Raw genomic sequence first — 16,470 nt, forward strand, 5'->3', positions numbered from 1 at the left:
ATCCGTCCACAAACGGGCGGTTAAGTCGTGGTTTCCCGAACCGGCGAAACGATCCGTTTCGATAGCCAGAACGGGAGAGGACGGACGGATATCGGCTCGAATTGGACCCCCAGTGGGAGCGACGCTGACATGAGAGCGTCTGACCATTCCGGAGCGGCGGGTCCGTGTGAACGAGGGCCGAGGCGGAACTGGTAGCCGAAAGACGTGCGTTTTATAACGATCAGCGCTCAAGAGGGCCGTACGACTATGCCACACTCTAATGGCCCTCGTCAGGGAACCCGGAGGAAACTCGCGAACGCTCCTCGAGACCGCGGCACGTCGCCGCCACAGCGAGCGATTCAGGAGTACGAGAACGGAGAGAAAGTCCACCTGAAGATCGACCCAAGCGTTCCGAACGGACGTTACCACCCGCGCTTCGACGGACAGACCGGCGAAGTCGTCGGCAAACAGGGCGACGCCTTCAAGGTGCAGATCAGCGACCGCGGCAAGGAGAAGACGCTGATCGTCACCGCGGCACACATGCGCGCACAGAACCAGGACAAGAACCGGATCTGAGTTAGGATGACGATCTTCAAAGAGATCGTCGACGAGGAGTTCCTGACGATCTCGGAGACGAAGGAGCTGCTCGCCGACATCGAAGCCGAACGCGCGATGGACGAAGAGCGTGAACTGCGCTACGAACTCGCGCGAGCGATCGAACACGTCAACCGATTCACCGTCTTGGAGCCGGAAGAGGCCCAAAACCTCGTCGACGACCTGCAGGAACTCGAGAAAGTCGACGAAGCGACTGCGTACAAGATCGCGAACCTGCTGCCGCGCAACCGGGACGAACTCCGCTCGGTGTACGCCCAGCAGCGCTACACGCTCTCGGGCGACGAACTCGACGAGATTCTCAACGTCCTCGCGCAGTACGTCTGATACTGTCTGCTGTGAGTTATTTTCGGTGGGACTGCGAACCGTCCTGCGGTCCCACCGATACATCGGTACAGCAAACCGTCTGAGCCAGCGCCGTTCGAAACGTGCGTTTTCTGACGACGACGGTTCAGTACGACTCGACCAGTTGCATCTCGATCCGTTGGCGGCGACCGGAGTCGCTGCCGGTCGGTTCGATCGCCGCGTCCGCGAGCGCCCGGCGGATCGACCGCGCTGCTCGACTCGATCGGGTGTGCAGTCACGTTCAGTGGCTCCGATAGCCGGGCACGGCGCTTCCCGTCCCACGATGGCGGGCCGACTCTTTAAGTACGCCCTCGACGTATCCAAAACCAATGAGCGAAGCCGACAGCGACGGGACGGATATCCGCCGCGCAGTCGTGTTGGACTATCTCGCACACGGGCTCTCGGACGACGGCCGGCCACAGTACGAGAAGTCACCAGCAGGGTACGCCCTCGGGATCGACGATTTCCAGCTCTATCAGGTCGCCTTCGACGAGGAAGAGCGACTCACGATCGGGAGCGAAGTCGTCGTGGAACCACCCAGTGAGCGCGAGATCGTCACCGAAGCCCACCGGGTCGACTACGAGGATCTCTCCTCGGGCGCCCAGTCGGAACTCGAGTACGTCGTCGCCGATCTCGTCGAGGAGAACGAGCAGCGATTCGTCGACTTCTACAACGACGCCCAGCCGATCACGCTGCGTCTCCACCAGCTCAACCTCCTGCCGGGGATCGGAAAGAAACTCCGTAACGGCATCCTCGACGAACGAAAACGCAAGCCCTTCGAGAGCTTCGACGAACTCTCGGAACGCGTCTCCGGGCTCCACGACCCCGACGAGGTGTTAGTCGAGCGCATCCTCGAGGAGCTGCGCGACGACGACCTCAAATACCAGACGTTCGTCGGGCGGCGCGAGCAGGAACAGAATCAGTAGCTCATTTTCGCCGCCGAATCCGCGAGACGGTGCGTTTACACCGCCCCCATCCGTAGCGCCGGCAATGAGAGATCCAGACGGACTGATCGCCCGGGCGGGCGTCCGGGGCGATCCGGACCGCGATCAGCACTTTCTCGTCGACGACCGCGTCCTCGATCGACTGCCGACCCACTTAACAGAGATCGACGCCGACACCTCCCACCTGCTCGAGATCGGCGGCGGAACGGGCGCGCTGACGGACCGCCTGCTCGCGATGGGCGACGAGGACGACGAGGTGACGGTCGTCGAACGCGATCGAACGCTCGCCGCGTTCTTGCAGGAGGAGTTCCGCGAGGAGATCGATGCCGGACGGCTGACGGTCATCGAGGGCGACGCCCTCGAGGTCGACCTCCCCGATTTCACCGCCTCTGTCTCGAACCTCCCGTACGGCGTCTCGAGCGAGATTACGTTCCGACTCCTGCCCGAAAAACGGCCCCTGGTACTGATGTTTCAACAGGAGTTCGCCGAGCGGATGGTCGCCGAACCGGGGACGTCCGAGTACGGCCGACTCTCCGTCTCGACCCAGCACTACGCGGACGCCGAACTCGTCGAGTCCATCCCGAAGGAGGCGTTCTCGCCGCCGCCGGCCGTCCAGAGCGCGGTCGTCAGACTCGAGCCGCGCGACCCGGACTACGAGGTCGACGACGAGGAGTTCTTCCTGCGGTTCGTCAAGGCGCTGTTCACCCAGCGCCGGAAGACGATCCGGAACGGGATTCGAAACACGGCCCATATTTCGGGGCTCGAGGAGCCCGACGCGGTCGTCGAGGCGGCAGACGAAGCGGTCCTCCAGAAGCGTGCCGGTGCGATGGCACCGGCGGAGTTCGCGGCGCTGGCCCAGCTCGCAGCCGACGTCAGCGCGGTGGGTGAGGGACAGTAAGGCCGTGACGGCCATTTTCGGACGACCGAGAACTGTTGGCAGTGTCGACACCGACCGACGGATACTCGTAGCTACGCGGACGACAGCCTCGAGAGACGACGACTACCTATGTCCGAGATACTGACGGGGTTCGACTGGCTATCGAACGTCTTCGAGACGACCAACGGCAGGCTCGCGGTCACGTTCGCAGCGGTCGGTCTCCTCCTCATCGTTCTCCTCTCCTATCGCCAGCTACAGGACTGGCTCACCGAGCGCACGCGACCGCTGTACAGCGATATCATCTCGATGGGCGTGTTGATCTCGACCTGTCTCCTCAGTCTGGCCATCGTCCTGGGCGTCTGGGACCAGACCAGCGAAATTCAATCGATTTACACGGATCAGGATCTCGGCAGCGACGTCATCGCGCGCGGTGTGTTCACGTTCGTTCTCGTTATTGGGACGCTCATCGTCACTCGATTCGTCCGCCGAGTGCTCCGCGAGGTGCTCGGCTCGGCGACGGCCGTGACCGACCACCAGCGAGAGATCACGCACCGCCTCTCGCAGGTGCTGATCTGGTCGGTTTCGCTCATCATCGTTCTCGGCGTCTGGATCGACGACCTCGGTGGCCTGCTCGTCGGGGCCGGGTTCGCCGGTATCGTCATCGGTATGGCCGCCCGACAGACGCTCGGCACGGTTATCGCGGGCTTCGTCCTGATGTTCGACCGGCCGTTCGAAATCGGCGACTGGATCGAGGTCGACGACGAGGAAGGGATCGTCACCGACATCTCGATCGTCAACACCCGTCTCCAGTCGTTCGACGGCGAGTACATCATGATTCCCAACGACCTCATCTCCTCGAGTATGGTGACCAACCGCTCGAAACGCGGGCGACTCCGCGTCGAAGTCGACGTCGGCGTCGATTACTCGACGGACGTCGAGCGAGCCGCCGAGATCGCGAGAGCGGAAGTCGAGGCGCTCGAGGAGTCGCTGACGGCGCCGTCGCCACAGGTTATCACGAAGGAATTTGCCGACTCGGCGGTCATCCTCGGCGTGCGGTTCTGGATCGACAACCCAAGCGCCCGCCGATTCTCGAAGTCGAAGACGGCCGCGATTCACGCGATCAAGCACGGCTTCGAGGACGAGGGAATCAAGATCCCGTACCCGCAGCGCGAACTGACCGGCCGGGCCGAAACCGGCGGCCTTCGAATCGCGGAGGACGAGAACCGGGACGCGGGAGAATCGTCGCTGGATCCCCAGGACAACGATGTCGACGACTCGTCAGCGGACGACGAGGCCGAGGAACCGAAACGAGAGAGCCAGGCCGGAACGCCCGCGGAGGACGACTGATGGGGCTCGAGGACCGACGCGGCGTCGACACGGACGTCTACCAGCCAGCGGAAGACTCCCGCCTGCTCGCGCAGGCGGCCTGCGACCGACTTGCGGGGGCCGACGACGAGACGCGAGACAGCGAACCGCGAGGCGACGAACCACGAGACGGAGATACCGGACCGCTCGTCCTCGAGGTCGGCACCGGCTCCGGCTATGTCGCGGGTCGGATCGACGCGGAGACGAACGCGCGCGTGATTGCCGCGGATCTGAATCCCCACGCAGTTCGACAGGCCCAGGAGCGAGGCCTCGAGGCGGTTCGCGCCGATCTCGTCGCGCCGTTCGCCGACGGCGCGTTCGACGCCGTCGCCTTCAACCCGCCGTACCTCCCGACCGACCCGGAAAACGAGTGGGACGACTGGATGGAGCGCGCCCTGTCGGGCGGGGAGGACGGCCGGGCCGTGATCGACCCCTTCCTCGCTACCGTCGGTCGCGTGCTCGCGCCCGACGGCGTCGTCTACCTGCTCGTCAGCAGCCTGACGGGGGTCGACGAGGTCGTCGAAGAGGCCGGCGAACACGGGTTCAGCGCCGTCGCAATCGCGGACGACTCCTTCCCCTTCGAGACGCTGACGGTGCTCGAGTTAGTTCGATAAGTATCGGATTCGTTCGTCGCTGACTTCTCGTCGAGTCGGCCGATCGATACGGAGAGACGAGACGGTAACGCAGCCGGTCGCCACCGACTATCGGGCATCTGTCTACCGTTCGTCGAAATGAGTGGCGACGGAAACCGTCCGAATCGATCAGGCCGGCACGTTCGGAATCACCGTCGCCATTGCGATAATGATGATGAACGCCGTCACCGAGATGATCGTGGTCAGCACCGTCCAGATCTTCACCGTCTCGGCCTCCGTGAGCCCACCGATCTCCTTGATGAGCCAGAACCCGCTGTCGTTGAACCACGAGCAGATGTTGCCGCCGGCACCGATAATTAGCGCGAGGTAGACCGCGCTCACGCCGAGCTCCGGTACCTGCGGCGCCATGATCCCCGCCGTCGTGATCATCGCGACCGTCGCGGAGCCCTGTGCGATTCGAATCGCCGCCGCGATGACCCACGCCGAGATCAGCACCGAGATACCGGCGCCGCCGACGCTGATGAGTTCGACGATGTGATCACCGATACCGGACGCCGCGAGCAGGGCACCGAACGCACCGCCGGCGGAGGTGATCGCCGCGATGTGACCGCCGCTTTTGAGCGCCTCGACGAGTTCGTCGTTCCAGACGTCCCGATCGAGGTTCCGAATGCGCAGGTAGGTCAGTGCGGCCACCAGCGCGGCAGCGGTAAGCGCGAAGTTCGGATCGCCGACGAAGGCCGCGGCCGGCTGTGCCGCCTCGAGTGGTCCGTGGATCAGGTCGAACGGAAAGACGCCGGCATCGGCCAGATCGATGAAGTAGTCGATCGTCGTGTTCGACGCGACGAGGACGACCGCGAGCAGGATCGGCAGCGAGGCCTCGAAGACGCCCGGCAGCGCCGAGATGTCTCGTTCCGCGAGTTCGTGTGCCTCCTCGGCGGTCGATCCGACCGTCTCACGGAGCGGGATATCGTCGAGGCGTCGATTGATCCACTTACCGTAGAGGATTCCCGAAACGATCGCCGTCGGGATAGCGACGGTCGCACCGATAATCATCGTCCACAGGAGATCGGCTCCGAGCTCGAGCGAGACCGCGAGCGGGCCCGGCGTCGGCGGGACGAGGACGTGCGTCGTCGCCGCACCGGCGCCGATGACGGCGATGTACAGCGCGTAGTCGCGGCCGGTGCGGGCCCGCATCGATCGCGCGAGCGGGGTCAGCAGGAAGAACACGTTGTCGAAGAAGACGGGAATCGACAGCGCGGTACTGCTCCCCCACAGCGCCAGATAGGAGCGATCCTCGCGGAGCCTCGACTGGAACGCCCGAACGATCCGTTCTGCAGCGCCGCTCTCCATCATCGCTTTCCCGATGATGGCCGCCATCAGAATCGGAATCCCGACCCCTTCGAACGTCTCACCGAGGCCGACGGCCAACTCGGACGGGACGTCACCGAGCGGAACCTCGGCCGTCGCGATACCGACGATGAGCCCGGCGATAACGAGACCAAGCACGGCGGGTAATCGAAGCCACACGAGTAGCGCGATTACGGCAATCAACCCGATTGCAAAGACAATCAGGGGATTTTCGAACGCCATACGCTGCCATCCAGAACCGGGTTAATAACAACTAGGTAATCGAGACTGTAAAATTAGCTAACCGTTCATATTAATATAACAATGGCTCACGGATCCTCGTACGCTGCTACGATGTCGATCCCGCGTCGCTGATGGACGACAACGGTGACTGTGGAAGCGATATCGCACTCGATTATCCTCCTGGAGATTACTGCCACGTATTTATTGATATGGAAAATATTAAGCGTCGGTATAGCCTAGCCGAATCCACGATGACTGAGTACGTTTCGACCACGCCGGGGCTCTTTCCGCTCCCGGACTGGGCGAAAGACGACCTCTCGGACCTGAAAGGACACCAGAAACACGACCTCATCGGCGGCGACGAGGGCGGAGAGATCGCCGCGGCCTACGAGAACGCCCGCAGCGACGTGATCGAGGACCAACAGAACGCTGGACTCGACCGAATCGTCGAGGGACAGCTCCGGTGGGACGACATGCTCGCCCACCCGCTGGCCGTCCACGACGCCGTCGAAACCCGCGGAATCGTCCGCTACTACGACAACAACAACTTCTATCGAGAGCCCGTTGTCTCCGACGACCTCGAGTTCTCCGGTGACGTCGCGGACGAACTCGAGGCCGCGAGCGAGTTGACCGACGGCGACCTGCAGGCCGTCCTCCCCGGTCCGTACTCGCTGGCCGATCTCGCCACCGACGAGCAGTACGGCGACGAGGCGGCGTTCCTCGACGCCATCGCCGACTTCCTCGCGGGCGAGGTCGACGCCTTCCCCGCCCACGAGACGCTGTTCCTGCTCGAGCCATCCCTCGTCGAGGAGCCGCCCGAAGACGGCGCCGACGAACGAGCGAGCGAGGCGATCGATCGCGTCGCGAGCGCAACCGACGCCGACGTCGTCGTCCAGCCCTACTGGGGCGCACTCGAGGAGAAGGTCTACGCCCACCTGCTCGACGCGGACATCGACGCGGTCGGCTTCGACTTCGTTGCGAATCAGGACGATAACATCTACAACATTCAGGAGTACGGCGCGACCGGCGACATCTCGCTCGGTCTCGCCGACGGCCAGAACACGCTCGTCGAGGATCCCGAAGCGATCCGCGACCGCGTCGACTGGGTCGAAGACCAGCTGCAGGTGACCGAGTTCGAGACGGTCTACCTGACCACGAACACGGAGACGTTCTACCTGCCGTACGCGAAGTATCAGGAGAAACTCGAGGCGCTTGCCGAAGCCGCGGACCTCGCGGAGGTGACAGCCGCATGACCACGAACGAAAACCGAGACCAGTTCCGACCCGAGGACCACGAGAACGACCACTTCATTATGACGAGCGTCGTCGGCAGCTATCCGAAGCCAAAGTGGCTCAACCGTGCGAAGGAGCTGTACCAGGACCCCGATCACAGCTTCGACGAAGACGATTATCAGGAGGCCAAAGACGACGCTGCTCGCCTCATCACGAACGAACACGAGCGTGCGGGGCTCGATACCGTCGTCGACGGCGAGATGCGGCGCAACGAGATGGTCGAGTTCTTCGCCCACCGCATCGAGGGCTACGAGTTCAACGGCCCCGTCAAGGTCTGGGGGCACAACTACTTCGACAAACCCTCCGTCGTGTCGGAGGTCGAGTACACCGACTCCTGGCTCGTCGACGAGTACAAATTTACCGCCGAGGCGGCGGACCGACCGGTGAAGGTGCCGATCACCGGGCCGTACACGCTCGCCAACTGGTCGTTCAACGAGGCCTACGAGGACGACGACGAACTCACCCTCGCGCTCGCCGACCTCGTCAACGAGGAAGTCGAGAAGCTCGTCGACGCCGGCGCGCGCTACATCCAGATCGACGAGCCCGCGCTCGCGACCACGCCCGACGACCACGCCATCGTCGGCGAGGCGTTAGAGCACATCGTGGCCGACATCCCCGAAGAGGTTCGCATCGGTCTGCACGTCTGTTACGGCGACTACTCGCGGATCTACCCCGAGATCCTCGACTATCCCGTCGACGAGTTCGACCTCGAGCTCGCAAACGGCGACTACGATCAGCTCGACGTCTTCAAAGACCCCGAGTTCACCGCCGACCTCGCACTCGGCGTCACCGACGTCCACGTCGCGGAGGTCGAATCCGTCGAGCAGATCGAGGAGAACATCAAGAAGGGCCTCGAGGTCGTGCCGCCGGAACAGCTCGTCGTCTCCCCGGACTGCGGTGTGAAGCTTCTGCCCCGTGAGGTCGCCTACGGGAAGATGGCGAACATGGTCGAAGCAACTCGAAACGTCGAGGCCGACCTCGACGAGGGCAACGTCGATATCGAACGCGGTGCGCCGACGCCCGCCGACGACTGAACGCTCGAGCGGTTCGTTCACCGTAGCTTACTTCCCGTTTTTCGGCGGTTCCAGCGGTCAACCTATTTCCATAGCTTGTTGCATTTCGATCGTTGCCATCTCCATCGGTCACGACGATGGTCGGTGGGCTCTTGGACGGCCCAGTCAGGCGGAGCAAGCCGATCTGGGACGTTCGATCGACGGGTTCGGATCGGTAATTAGTATTTGAACAGACAGTTACGTACCGGTTGCCAAATGAACACACGGGACGGGGACGTGACCGTTACCTGGTAGCATCCATGTCTAAAAATAAATATGTAGTGCAGCTGCGAACGAGCGCGTAATGCAACGAACCGCACCGACGCAACCCGACCTCCGCGAGGAGGCCGCCGAGCACCGCGACCCCGAACACGACGTCGCTTCGCTCTTCGTCGATCGCTGGTCGCCGTACGCGATGACCGGCGAACCGCTCGAGGAAGCCGACTACCTCCCGCTGTTCGAGGCCGCTCGCTGGGCGCCCTCGGCGTTCAACAACCAGCACTGGCGGTTCGTCTACGCCGCTCGCGACGACGACGAGTGGGAGACCTTCGTCGACCTGCTCACCGAAGGGAATCAGGCGTGGGCAACTGACGCGGCCGTACTCGGCGTCATCGTCTCGAAGACGACGTTCGACCACAACGACGAACCGGCCCCGACGCACTCGTTCGACACCGGCGCGGCCTGGCAGAACCTCGCGCTCGAGGGCGCGCGCCGAGGCCTGGCGGTCCACGGAATGGCCGGCTTCGACTACGAGCGCGCGGCCGACGAACTCGAGGTTCCCGAGGAGTTCGCGGTCGAGGCCATGTTCGCAGTCGGTGAGCACGCACCGCCCGAAACGCTGTCCGAGGACCTTCGGGAGCGCGAACGGCCGAGCGGCCGCAAGGATCTCGAGGAGATCGTCCACCGCGGACGGTTCGAGTGACAGTCGTCACATCCTGAGGGACTTCCCGTGCCGTTCCCAGCGACCTCGGCCGAGGGCAATCGTCAAGCGTCCTCGTTCGGTTGTCTCCGGTATGGTCGACGAGACAGCCGACTCGAACAGGTGGGACGCCGACGACTACGACGGGAACCACTCGTTCGTCTCCGAGTACGGAACGGACGTGCTCGATCTTCTCGAGCCGACGGCCGACGAACGGATCCTCGATCTCGGCTGCGGCACGGGCCACCTCACGGCCCGGATCGCGGCCACCGGCGCGGCCGCAGTCGGCGTCGATAGCGCCGCCGAGATGATCGAACGGGCCCGCGAAGCGCATCCGGACACGCAGTTCGTCCGCGCCGATGCTCGCACGATGTCGTTCGACACTCCGTTCGACGCGGTCTTCTCGAACGCCGCTTTGCACTGGATTCCCGACGAGGAACAGGACGCTACCCTCCGGGCTGTTCGCGATGCGCTCCGACCCGGCGGTCGATTCGTCGCCGAACTCGGCGGAACGGGGAACGTCGAGCGGATCGTCGACGCGACGCTCGCGGAACTCGAGAGCCGCGGCTACGACGCCGAGAGCCCGTGGTACTTCCCGAGCGTCGGCGAGTACGCCGGACGGCTCGAGGACCACGGCTTCGAGGTCCGCTTCGCGCGCCTGTTCGATCGGCCGACCGAACTCGAGGCGGGCGAAGACGGCCTCCGGAACTGGCTCGAGATGTTCGGCGACAGCCTCTTTTCGTCGGTGCCAGCCGATGAGCAGGCGGCCGTGATCGGGGCCGTGGAGGATCGACTCGAGGAGCGGCTGTACGATCACGGGGAGGAGACGTGGACGGCGGACTATCGGCGGCTGCGGTTTCGCGCCGTCCGTCTCTGAGCCGTTCTCGCCGGCTCGTCCGACGGTCGCTCGAGCCCGCGATTCAGGCTCAACCGCTTTTCGGCCGCGTCCCGAACGGCCCGTATGGACGATCCGTTCTCGACCGATACGCTCCGGGGACGAACCGGCGAGAGCCGGGTCGCCCACTGGTTCCTGCTCGATGCGAACCGATGGCTCCTCGCGGGGCTGCTGTCCGTCGTCACGTTCGCCGCCTTCGTCGGGCTCGGTGCAGTCGCCGTGCCACTTCGCGAGGCGATGGCCCACGGGACGCCGGTCAACACGGCGTTCCAGGCGCTGATCGCGGCGATTCTGACGGGCGTGACGCTGGTCGTCTCGATCAACCAGCTGGTCCTCTCACAGGAACTCGGACGGCTGGGCGACCAGCAGCGGTGGATGGACGAGGCCATGGAGTACCGACGCAACGTCGAGAACCTGTTCGGATCGGTCGGCCCGCCCGATCCCTCGCAGTTCCTGCAGGCGCTCGTGAAGACGAGCAGCGATCGGGCCGAGGACCTGGAAGCAGCCGTCGCTGACAGCGACGACGACGTCCTCCGCCGCCGGACCGAGCGACTGGTCGAGAACGTCTGCCGGAACTCCGACGAAATCTACTCGCAGCTCGAGACGTCCGATTTCGGAGAGTTCGACGTTCTCCGATCGGGGTTGAACTACAACTACTCCTGGAAGATCTACGCCGTTCGGCGGCTCCGCCACGAGCACGAGGACACGCTCGCCGACGACGAACACGTGGCATTCGACGAACTGATCGACGTCCTGACGCTGTTCGGACCGGCGCTCGAGCACTTCAAGTCGCTGTACTTCCAGTGGGAACTCGTCCACCTCACGCGGTCGATCGTCTACGCCGGACTGCCGGGGGTGGTCGTCGCGACGGCGACGGTGCTCTACCTCGATCCGACGTCGGTTCTGGGGGCGACGCTCGGCGTGGACAACATGGTGTGGGTCGTCAGCGCCAGTACGACCATCGCGCTCGTCCCGTTCTTCCTGCTCGCGGCCTACGTCCTGCGGATCGCGACGATTTCGAAGCGGACCGGCTCGCTCGGGCCGTTCATCCTCCGCCACGCGGAACGAACGGACGCGATCGACTGGGAGGAGTAGGCGGCGGGTTCGATCGGCGGTCGCCGCTCTCGATCACACACTGATCAGCGCTCGGGGTCCTCGAACGTGTAGAACCGTTCGTCGCAGGCGGGACAGACCAGCTTCTCCGACGGGAGGCTACCGGCCGGCGTCACCTCGCCACAGCAACTCGAGCGACTGATGGTCACCGCCTCGTCACAGAGGGGACAGCGCTCGAGGACCGTTCGGAGCGGCCGACCCGCGGCGCGACGGATCGCGTCGGACTCGACGCGGGACTCGAGGGCGCGCGCGGCGGCGAGTTCGGCGATGGCGATTCCGCGCGAAAGCGTGACGGGGGCACCGGTCTCGGGCATGAGGACGATCACGGACCGGCCCCAACTGCGCCGCGACTGCGCGTCGACCGACGGGTCGGTTTGACGGTCGGCGACACTCGTGAGGTCGGCGAGATCGGTCTCGCGAAGCGTTCGCATCTCCCGTCGCCAGTCGTCGCGAAAGTCGGGATCGAGGGCGATCTCGTCGCCGTGAAACTCGACGACGCCGGCCTCGACGAGTCCGGCGACGATCTCCTCGCCGGACGGCTGTGCTCGCGTCGCGTCGTCGGGTTCGCCACCCGCATCCGAGAGCGAGCCGTCGTCGGCCGACACCTCGCGGTGGAACGGGTCGATCGGGAGCGCAGCGACGAGCCGCGGGGCGAACCGGGGCGTGTACGGCAGGACGTAGCCGCGAAGCGCGATTGCGGCAGCCCCGACGACGGCGACCGCACCGGCGAGGCGTCGACGCCCCCGGAGCGCGGCGACGGCGACGAGGACGGCGAGCACCACACCGTTGGTGATCGTACACGGCCAACAGCGATTCTCACCGGTGTACTCGGGTCGCCGAATCGGCTCGAGCGGATCGGACATACGCCGTGCGTACCGATCGAATCCCCTTCAGTGTACTGTCTCAACAACAAGTTTTTACAACACCTGTTATATTTGACTGCACATGGACGAGTACGCGAAGCGTATCAGAGAACACGTCCCGGCTGTACGCCAACGGCTCCGGCCGGCCCGCCGACGGTGGTCGAGCGAGTCGCGTGACGGCTTCGGGAGGATGAGAGCCGATGGACGCTGAGGAACTCGTCGAGACGCTCGAGGACGCGGGGCTGTCGCCGTACCAGGCCGACGCGTTCGTGACGCTGCTCGAGCTCGGCTCCGCCTCGGCGACCGACATCGCACAGGCGAGTTCGGTTCCCGATCCGCGGATCTACGACGTGCTGCGCGGGCTCGAGGAGCAGGGGTACATCGAAACCTACGAACAGGACAGTTTGCACGCCCGTGCCCACGATCCGGCGGAAGTGCTCACGGACCTCCGATCCCGCGCCGACCGGTTCGAGACGGCGGCCGGCGAGATCGAGGATCGCTGGAGCCAACCCGATATCGAGGAGCACAAGGTGAGTATCGTCAAGCGCCTCGACACGGTGCTGGCGCGGGCCGACGAACTGATCCGCGAGGCCAGCAATCAGGTCCAGATCGGCTTGACGCCCGGACAGTTCGCCGATCTCTCGGACGCCCTCGCGACGGCCCGGGAGAACGGCGCCGACGTCAAGGTGTGTCTGTTTCCGGAGGTCGGTACCGAGCCGGCGCTGCCGCCGACGGACGCGCTGGCCCACGCCTGTACGGAGGCGCGCTACCGCGACCTCCCGTCGCCGTTTCTGGCGTTGATCGACCGATCGTGGACCTGCTTTTCCCCCCACGGCGACTCGACGAACGAGTACGGCATGATCGTCAACGATCGGACCCACGCGTACGTCTTCCACTGGTACTTCCTCACCTGCCTCTGGGAGGTCCACGAGACGATCTACTCGGCCCGGCGCGACGAGCCGCCGATCACGTACGTCGATCTGCGGCAGTGTCTGCGGGACGTCGAACCGCTGCTCGAGGCGGGGGTGACGATCGAGGCGACGGTCGTCGGGTTCGAAACCGGGACGGGGCGGGAGGTAACGAAACGGGGGACGATCACCGACGTCGCGTACGCCGGCGTCTCCGCCAGTGACGAACGGGTGATGCCCCTTTCACAGCTCGCAGGGAAGGCAGCGATCACGATCGAGAACGGCGACGAGCGCACCACGATCGGCGGCTGGGGCGCGATGCTCGAGGATCTCGAGGCGATTCGGATTACGATCGAGTCGCTCGAGTAGTTCGTCAGTCGGTTCGATCACTGGTTTTCACGACTCGAATGCGGCTCCAACCCGGCGCTGTACGCGAGTTCTATTAGCGATACCGGCCACTAGAGCGGGCGCTAATCGGAACGCTGTGTTCGTATTCCGGGTGGATAAATCCGTCTGAGAGCCTTCGAGACGCACGAAACTCGGAGATAATCGCCTTCCAGTGAGTGTGTTGGTTGCGATTAACTACACCTGTTGTACACTGACCATTAAATATAAATAGTAATATCTATCATGTCTCCTTATATGTCTGGCAAGCACTCACAGGGGAGTCGTCGAACCGACTCGAACGTCTCGCGGCGAACGTTCGTCAAGGCAGCAGGTGCAGGCGGGGCCGCCGTCGGCCTGGCGGGCTGTATTTACGGGAGCGAGACGTCCGAGGACGCCGTCGTTTGGGGGATCGACCCGAACGCCGAGGAGGCGGTCGGCGACGAAATTCTCGACTTGCTGGCGGAGAACGGTGCCGACGGGATCGACGTTCGGCTACAGCCCGGCGACGAGGACACGGGCGACCGACGAGATGCCTACACGAACCTGCTTCAGGCCGAAGAAACCCAGCCGGACCTGTTCCTGATGGACAACGGCTGGGTGAACGTTTTCATCCAGCGCGGACAGATCGCCAACCTGAGCGAGGAACTCGACGACGAGGACCTCTCGCAGGTCGACGACGAGTACTTCGAGTCGTTCACCGAGACGGCTCGAGATCCGGACTCAGGCGATCTGTACGGGGTCCCGATCTTCCCGGACTACCCGACGATGCAGTACCGCAAAGACTACGCGCGGGAGGCGGGGTACGACGACGAGGACTTCGACGAGTGGGCCACCGAGCCGATGACCTGGTCGGAGTGGGCCGAGATCACCGAAGAGATCGTCGAGGCCTCCGACGCCGAGTACGGACTCGCGACCCAGTGGGACCAGTACGAGGGCACCGCCTGCTGTACGTGGAACGAGGTCATGTCCTCGTTCGGCGGCGCCTACTTCGGCGGCTTCGACAACCTGTTCGGCCCGGTTGGGGACCGCGACGTGACCGTCGACGAACCGGAGTTCGTCGAAGGGCTGGAGATGATGCGGACGTTCGTCGCCGAGGAGGCGGACGACTATACCCTCGAGGACGAGTACCCCCTCGGACTCGCGACGTCGAACATCACCTCCTGGCAGGAGGAAGACGCCCGCGAGGCCATCCTCGAGGGCGACGCCGTCATGCAGCGCAACTGGCCCTACGCGATCAATTCGAACCTCGAGAGCGAGGAACACGACCTCACGGTGGACGACTACGGCGCGATGCCGATGCCCTACGCCGTGAGCGAGGACGAGGCCGCCCAGCCGGGAACCGGCGGATCGACGTCCGCACTCGGCGGCTGGCACATCGTCCTCAACCCCAACTCCGAGAACAAGGAGGAGGCCCTCGAGGTCATCCGGGCGACGATGACCGACGAGTTCAACCTCGGCATGTTCGACCTCTGGGGCTGGATCCCGCCGAAGCCACACCTGTTCGAAACCGAGGAGGCAGAACAGGTCGAGCCGATGGGCAACTACATCGACACCCTTCGCGTGGCCGGTGAGAACGCCATGCCGCGTCCGGTGACGACGGTGTGGTCGAACCAATCCAGTCGAATCGCCGAGGAAGTCAACCTCGCCGTCGCCGGCGACAAGAGTCCTGCGGACGCCGCAGCGGATCTCCAGGACGCACTCGAGGACATCGAAGAGCAAGGATGAGCACCGAAGACCGGACGACCGGCCCGGCTCGACAGTCGAACCGCTCCGGGCCGGTCGTCGCGATCACGCGCTGGATGGAGAACCTCGGCGAAACCGGGTTCGCGTACCTGCTGTTGACGCCGGTAATGCTCCTGCTCGGTGCGGTCGCGCTGTATCCGCTCTTGCGGACGTTCGAGCTGTCGCTGTACCAGAACGTCCTCTCCGATCCGGAGTTCGTCGGCCTCGAGAACTACGCGCAACTGCTCACGGGGACGGCCGACTCGCGGTTCCCCGGATCGACCACGTTCCTTCCCGGCGTCAGCACCAGCGGGAGTTTCCCGTTCGTCCACTTCGAGGGACTGCTCCGGAGCGCGCTCGCGGTGACGATCATCTTCACCGTCGTGAGCGTCTTCTTCGAGACGATCATCGGCTTCGGACAGGCGCTCGTTCTCGATCAGGAGTTCCGGGGCCGCCGATGGGTCCGCGCTGCGATCATCATCCCGTGGGCGATCCCGATCGTCATTCAGGGGATGATCTTCTACCTGATGTTCCATCCGAGCGCCGGCTTCCTCACGGGGCCGCTGTCCGACTGGGGGATCATCGCCGGATCCAACACGCTCAACGATCCGTTCAGTTCGCTGCTGATCATCACGGTCGCCGACATCTGGAAGACGACGGCGTTCATGGCGTTGCTCATCCTCGCCGGTCTCCAGAGCATCGACCGAAGCCTCTACGACGTGGCGAAGGTCGCCGGCGCGTCCAAGTGGCAGCAGTTCAGGTACATCACGTTCCCGCTGGTTCTCCCGGCGCTCGGTATCGCGATCCTGTTCCGAACGATCGACGCGATGCGGATCTACGGGCTCATCGACTCGGTGTCGGGCTGTACGACCGTCCCGTCGCTGTCGTGTATGGTCGTCGCGACGTTCGACACGAACCGCGGTCTCGCGGCCGCCGTCGCGTTCGTGACGGCAGGGATCATCGGCATCGCCGTTCTGGGCGTCATCTACCAGCAGTACAGGGAGGGGTTCTGAA

Annotated in this window: 16 protein-coding genes; 14 read left to right on the forward strand and 2 right to left on the reverse strand. The window is 64.3% G+C overall.

Annotated elements, in window-relative coordinates:
* Nucleotides 1–246: 246 nt before the first annotated feature.
* From BLT08_RS03605 to BLT08_RS03630, 6 genes are all read left to right on the forward strand, one after another.
* Nucleotides 247–555 carry a 50S ribosomal protein L21e gene (locus BLT08_RS03605; RefSeq protein ID WP_006090583.1) on the forward strand — a complete coding sequence of 103 codons (309 nt, stop codon included), beginning with the start codon at nucleotides 247–249 and terminating at the stop codon, nucleotides 553–555.
* A 6-nt stretch (nucleotides 556–561) separates the two neighbouring features.
* A complete protein-coding gene (locus tag BLT08_RS03610) occupies nucleotides 562–918 on the forward strand; it encodes an RNA polymerase Rpb4 family protein (protein ID WP_090303400.1) in 357 nt (118 codons plus the stop codon).
* Nucleotides 919–1,265: 347 nt separating this feature from the next.
* Entirely contained in the window at nucleotides 1,266–1,862 is a 597-nt protein-coding gene (locus tag BLT08_RS03615; RefSeq protein ID WP_090303401.1) for a DUF655 domain-containing protein, read from the forward strand.
* 64 nt (nucleotides 1,863–1,926) lie between these two features.
* The gene (locus BLT08_RS03620; protein WP_090303402.1) at nucleotides 1,927–2,778 is read left to right on the forward strand and encodes a 16S ribosomal RNA methyltransferase A; all 852 of its coding nucleotides are present in this window, start codon (nucleotides 1,927–1,929) and stop codon (nucleotides 2,776–2,778) included.
* A 108-nt stretch (nucleotides 2,779–2,886) separates the two neighbouring features.
* Nucleotides 2,887–4,104 (forward strand): mechanosensitive ion channel family protein, encoded by a 1,218-nt coding sequence (locus BLT08_RS03625; protein ID WP_090303403.1) that lies wholly within the window; start codon nucleotides 2,887–2,889, stop codon nucleotides 4,102–4,104.
* Nucleotides 4,104–4,736: a HemK2/MTQ2 family protein methyltransferase gene (locus BLT08_RS03630; protein WP_090303404.1), complete on the forward strand. Its 633-nt coding sequence runs from the start codon at nucleotides 4,104–4,106 to the stop codon at nucleotides 4,734–4,736. The genes BLT08_RS03625 and BLT08_RS03630 overlap by 1 nt, the downstream gene beginning before the upstream one ends.
* Nucleotides 4,737–4,883: 147 nt before the next feature.
* On the opposite strand, the gene BLT08_RS03635 is transcribed toward BLT08_RS03630, so the two are convergent.
* Nucleotides 4,884–6,305 (reverse strand): GntP family permease, encoded by a 1,422-nt coding sequence (locus tag BLT08_RS03635; protein WP_090303405.1) that lies wholly within the window; start codon nucleotides 6,303–6,305, stop codon nucleotides 4,884–4,886.
* Between the two features lie 251 nt (nucleotides 6,306–6,556).
* Here BLT08_RS03635 and BLT08_RS03640 point away from each other — a divergent pair, with 251 nt between their 5' ends.
* From BLT08_RS03640 to BLT08_RS03660, 5 genes are all read left to right on the forward strand, one after another.
* The gene (locus tag BLT08_RS03640; RefSeq protein ID WP_090303406.1) at nucleotides 6,557–7,558 is read left to right on the forward strand and encodes a 5-methyltetrahydropteroyltriglutamate--homocysteine methyltransferase; all 1,002 of its coding nucleotides are present in this window, start codon (nucleotides 6,557–6,559) and stop codon (nucleotides 7,556–7,558) included.
* Nucleotides 7,555–8,631, forward strand: coding sequence for a methionine synthase (locus tag BLT08_RS03645; protein WP_090303407.1), 1,077 nt, complete (start codon nucleotides 7,555–7,557; stop codon nucleotides 8,629–8,631). The genes BLT08_RS03640 and BLT08_RS03645 overlap by 4 nt, the downstream gene beginning before the upstream one ends.
* 322 nt (nucleotides 8,632–8,953) lie before the next feature.
* Complete coding sequence (locus BLT08_RS03650; protein ID WP_090303408.1) at nucleotides 8,954–9,571, forward strand: nitroreductase family protein; 618 nt, start codon at nucleotides 8,954–8,956, stop codon at nucleotides 9,569–9,571.
* Nucleotides 9,572–9,662: 91 nt separating this feature from the next.
* Nucleotides 9,663–10,445 carry a class I SAM-dependent methyltransferase gene (locus tag BLT08_RS03655; RefSeq protein ID WP_090303409.1) on the forward strand — a complete coding sequence of 261 codons (783 nt, stop codon included), beginning with the start codon at nucleotides 9,663–9,665 and terminating at the stop codon, nucleotides 10,443–10,445.
* Nucleotides 10,446–10,529: 84 nt separating this feature from the next.
* Nucleotides 10,530–11,558 (forward strand): DUF7972 family membrane protein, encoded by a 1,029-nt coding sequence (locus tag BLT08_RS03660; protein WP_090303410.1) that lies wholly within the window; start codon nucleotides 10,530–10,532, stop codon nucleotides 11,556–11,558.
* Between the two features lie 44 nt (nucleotides 11,559–11,602).
* Here BLT08_RS03660 and BLT08_RS03665 read toward each other — a convergent pair whose 3' ends face one another.
* Entirely contained in the window at nucleotides 11,603–12,439 is an 837-nt protein-coding gene (locus tag BLT08_RS03665; protein ID WP_090303411.1) for a DUF8054 domain-containing protein, read from the reverse strand.
* Nucleotides 12,440–12,639: 200 nt separating this feature from the next.
* Here BLT08_RS03665 and BLT08_RS03670 point away from each other — a divergent pair, with 200 nt between their 5' ends.
* From BLT08_RS03670 to BLT08_RS03680, 3 genes are all read left to right on the forward strand, one after another.
* A complete protein-coding gene (locus BLT08_RS03670; protein WP_090303412.1) occupies nucleotides 12,640–13,716 on the forward strand; it encodes a TrmB family transcriptional regulator in 1,077 nt (358 codons plus the stop codon).
* A 273-nt stretch (nucleotides 13,717–13,989) separates the two neighbouring features.
* Entirely contained in the window at nucleotides 13,990–15,459 is a 1,470-nt protein-coding gene (locus BLT08_RS03675; protein WP_090303413.1) for an extracellular solute-binding protein, read from the forward strand.
* The gene (locus BLT08_RS03680) at nucleotides 15,456–16,469 is read left to right on the forward strand and encodes a carbohydrate ABC transporter permease (protein WP_090303414.1); all 1,014 of its coding nucleotides are present in this window, start codon (nucleotides 15,456–15,458) and stop codon (nucleotides 16,467–16,469) included. Before BLT08_RS03675 ends, BLT08_RS03680 begins: the two co-directional genes overlap by 4 nt.
* Nucleotide 16,470: the final 1 nt, after the last annotated feature.

This window comes from Natronorubrum texcoconense, from assembly GCF_900100335.1.
In the GTDB taxonomy this organism is placed as follows: Archaea; Halobacteriota; Halobacteria; order Halobacteriales; family Natrialbaceae; genus Natronorubrum; species Natronorubrum texcoconense.

Coding starts and splice junctions, on each gene's coding strand:
- BLT08_RS03605 (WP_006090583.1), top strand. CDS start 247: ATGCCACACTCTAATGGCCCTCGTCAGGGAACCCGGAGGAAACTCGCG.
- BLT08_RS03610 (WP_090303400.1), top strand. CDS start 562: ATGACGATCTTCAAAGAGATCGTCGACGAGGAGTTCCTGACGATCTCG.
- BLT08_RS03615 (WP_090303401.1), top strand. CDS start 1,266: ATGAGCGAAGCCGACAGCGACGGGACGGATATCCGCCGCGCAGTCGTG.
- BLT08_RS03620 (WP_090303402.1), top strand. CDS start 1,927: ATGAGAGATCCAGACGGACTGATCGCCCGGGCGGGCGTCCGGGGCGAT.
- BLT08_RS03625 (WP_090303403.1), top strand. CDS start 2,887: ATGTCCGAGATACTGACGGGGTTCGACTGGCTATCGAACGTCTTCGAG.
- BLT08_RS03630 (WP_090303404.1), top strand. CDS start 4,104: ATGGGGCTCGAGGACCGACGCGGCGTCGACACGGACGTCTACCAGCCA.
- BLT08_RS03635 (WP_090303405.1), bottom strand. CDS start 6,305: ATGGCGTTCGAAAATCCCCTGATTGTCTTTGCAATCGGGTTGATTGCC.
- BLT08_RS03640 (WP_090303406.1), top strand. CDS start 6,557: ATGACTGAGTACGTTTCGACCACGCCGGGGCTCTTTCCGCTCCCGGAC.
- BLT08_RS03645 (WP_090303407.1), top strand. CDS start 7,555: ATGACCACGAACGAAAACCGAGACCAGTTCCGACCCGAGGACCACGAG.
- BLT08_RS03650 (WP_090303408.1), top strand. CDS start 8,954: ATGCAACGAACCGCACCGACGCAACCCGACCTCCGCGAGGAGGCCGCC.
- BLT08_RS03655 (WP_090303409.1), top strand. CDS start 9,663: ATGGTCGACGAGACAGCCGACTCGAACAGGTGGGACGCCGACGACTAC.
- BLT08_RS03660 (WP_090303410.1), top strand. CDS start 10,530: ATGGACGATCCGTTCTCGACCGATACGCTCCGGGGACGAACCGGCGAG.
- BLT08_RS03665 (WP_090303411.1), bottom strand. CDS start 12,439: ATGTCCGATCCGCTCGAGCCGATTCGGCGACCCGAGTACACCGGTGAG.
- BLT08_RS03670 (WP_090303412.1), top strand. CDS start 12,640: ATGGACGCTGAGGAACTCGTCGAGACGCTCGAGGACGCGGGGCTGTCG.
- BLT08_RS03675 (WP_090303413.1), top strand. CDS start 13,990: ATGTCTGGCAAGCACTCACAGGGGAGTCGTCGAACCGACTCGAACGTC.
- BLT08_RS03680 (WP_090303414.1), top strand. CDS start 15,456: ATGAGCACCGAAGACCGGACGACCGGCCCGGCTCGACAGTCGAACCGC.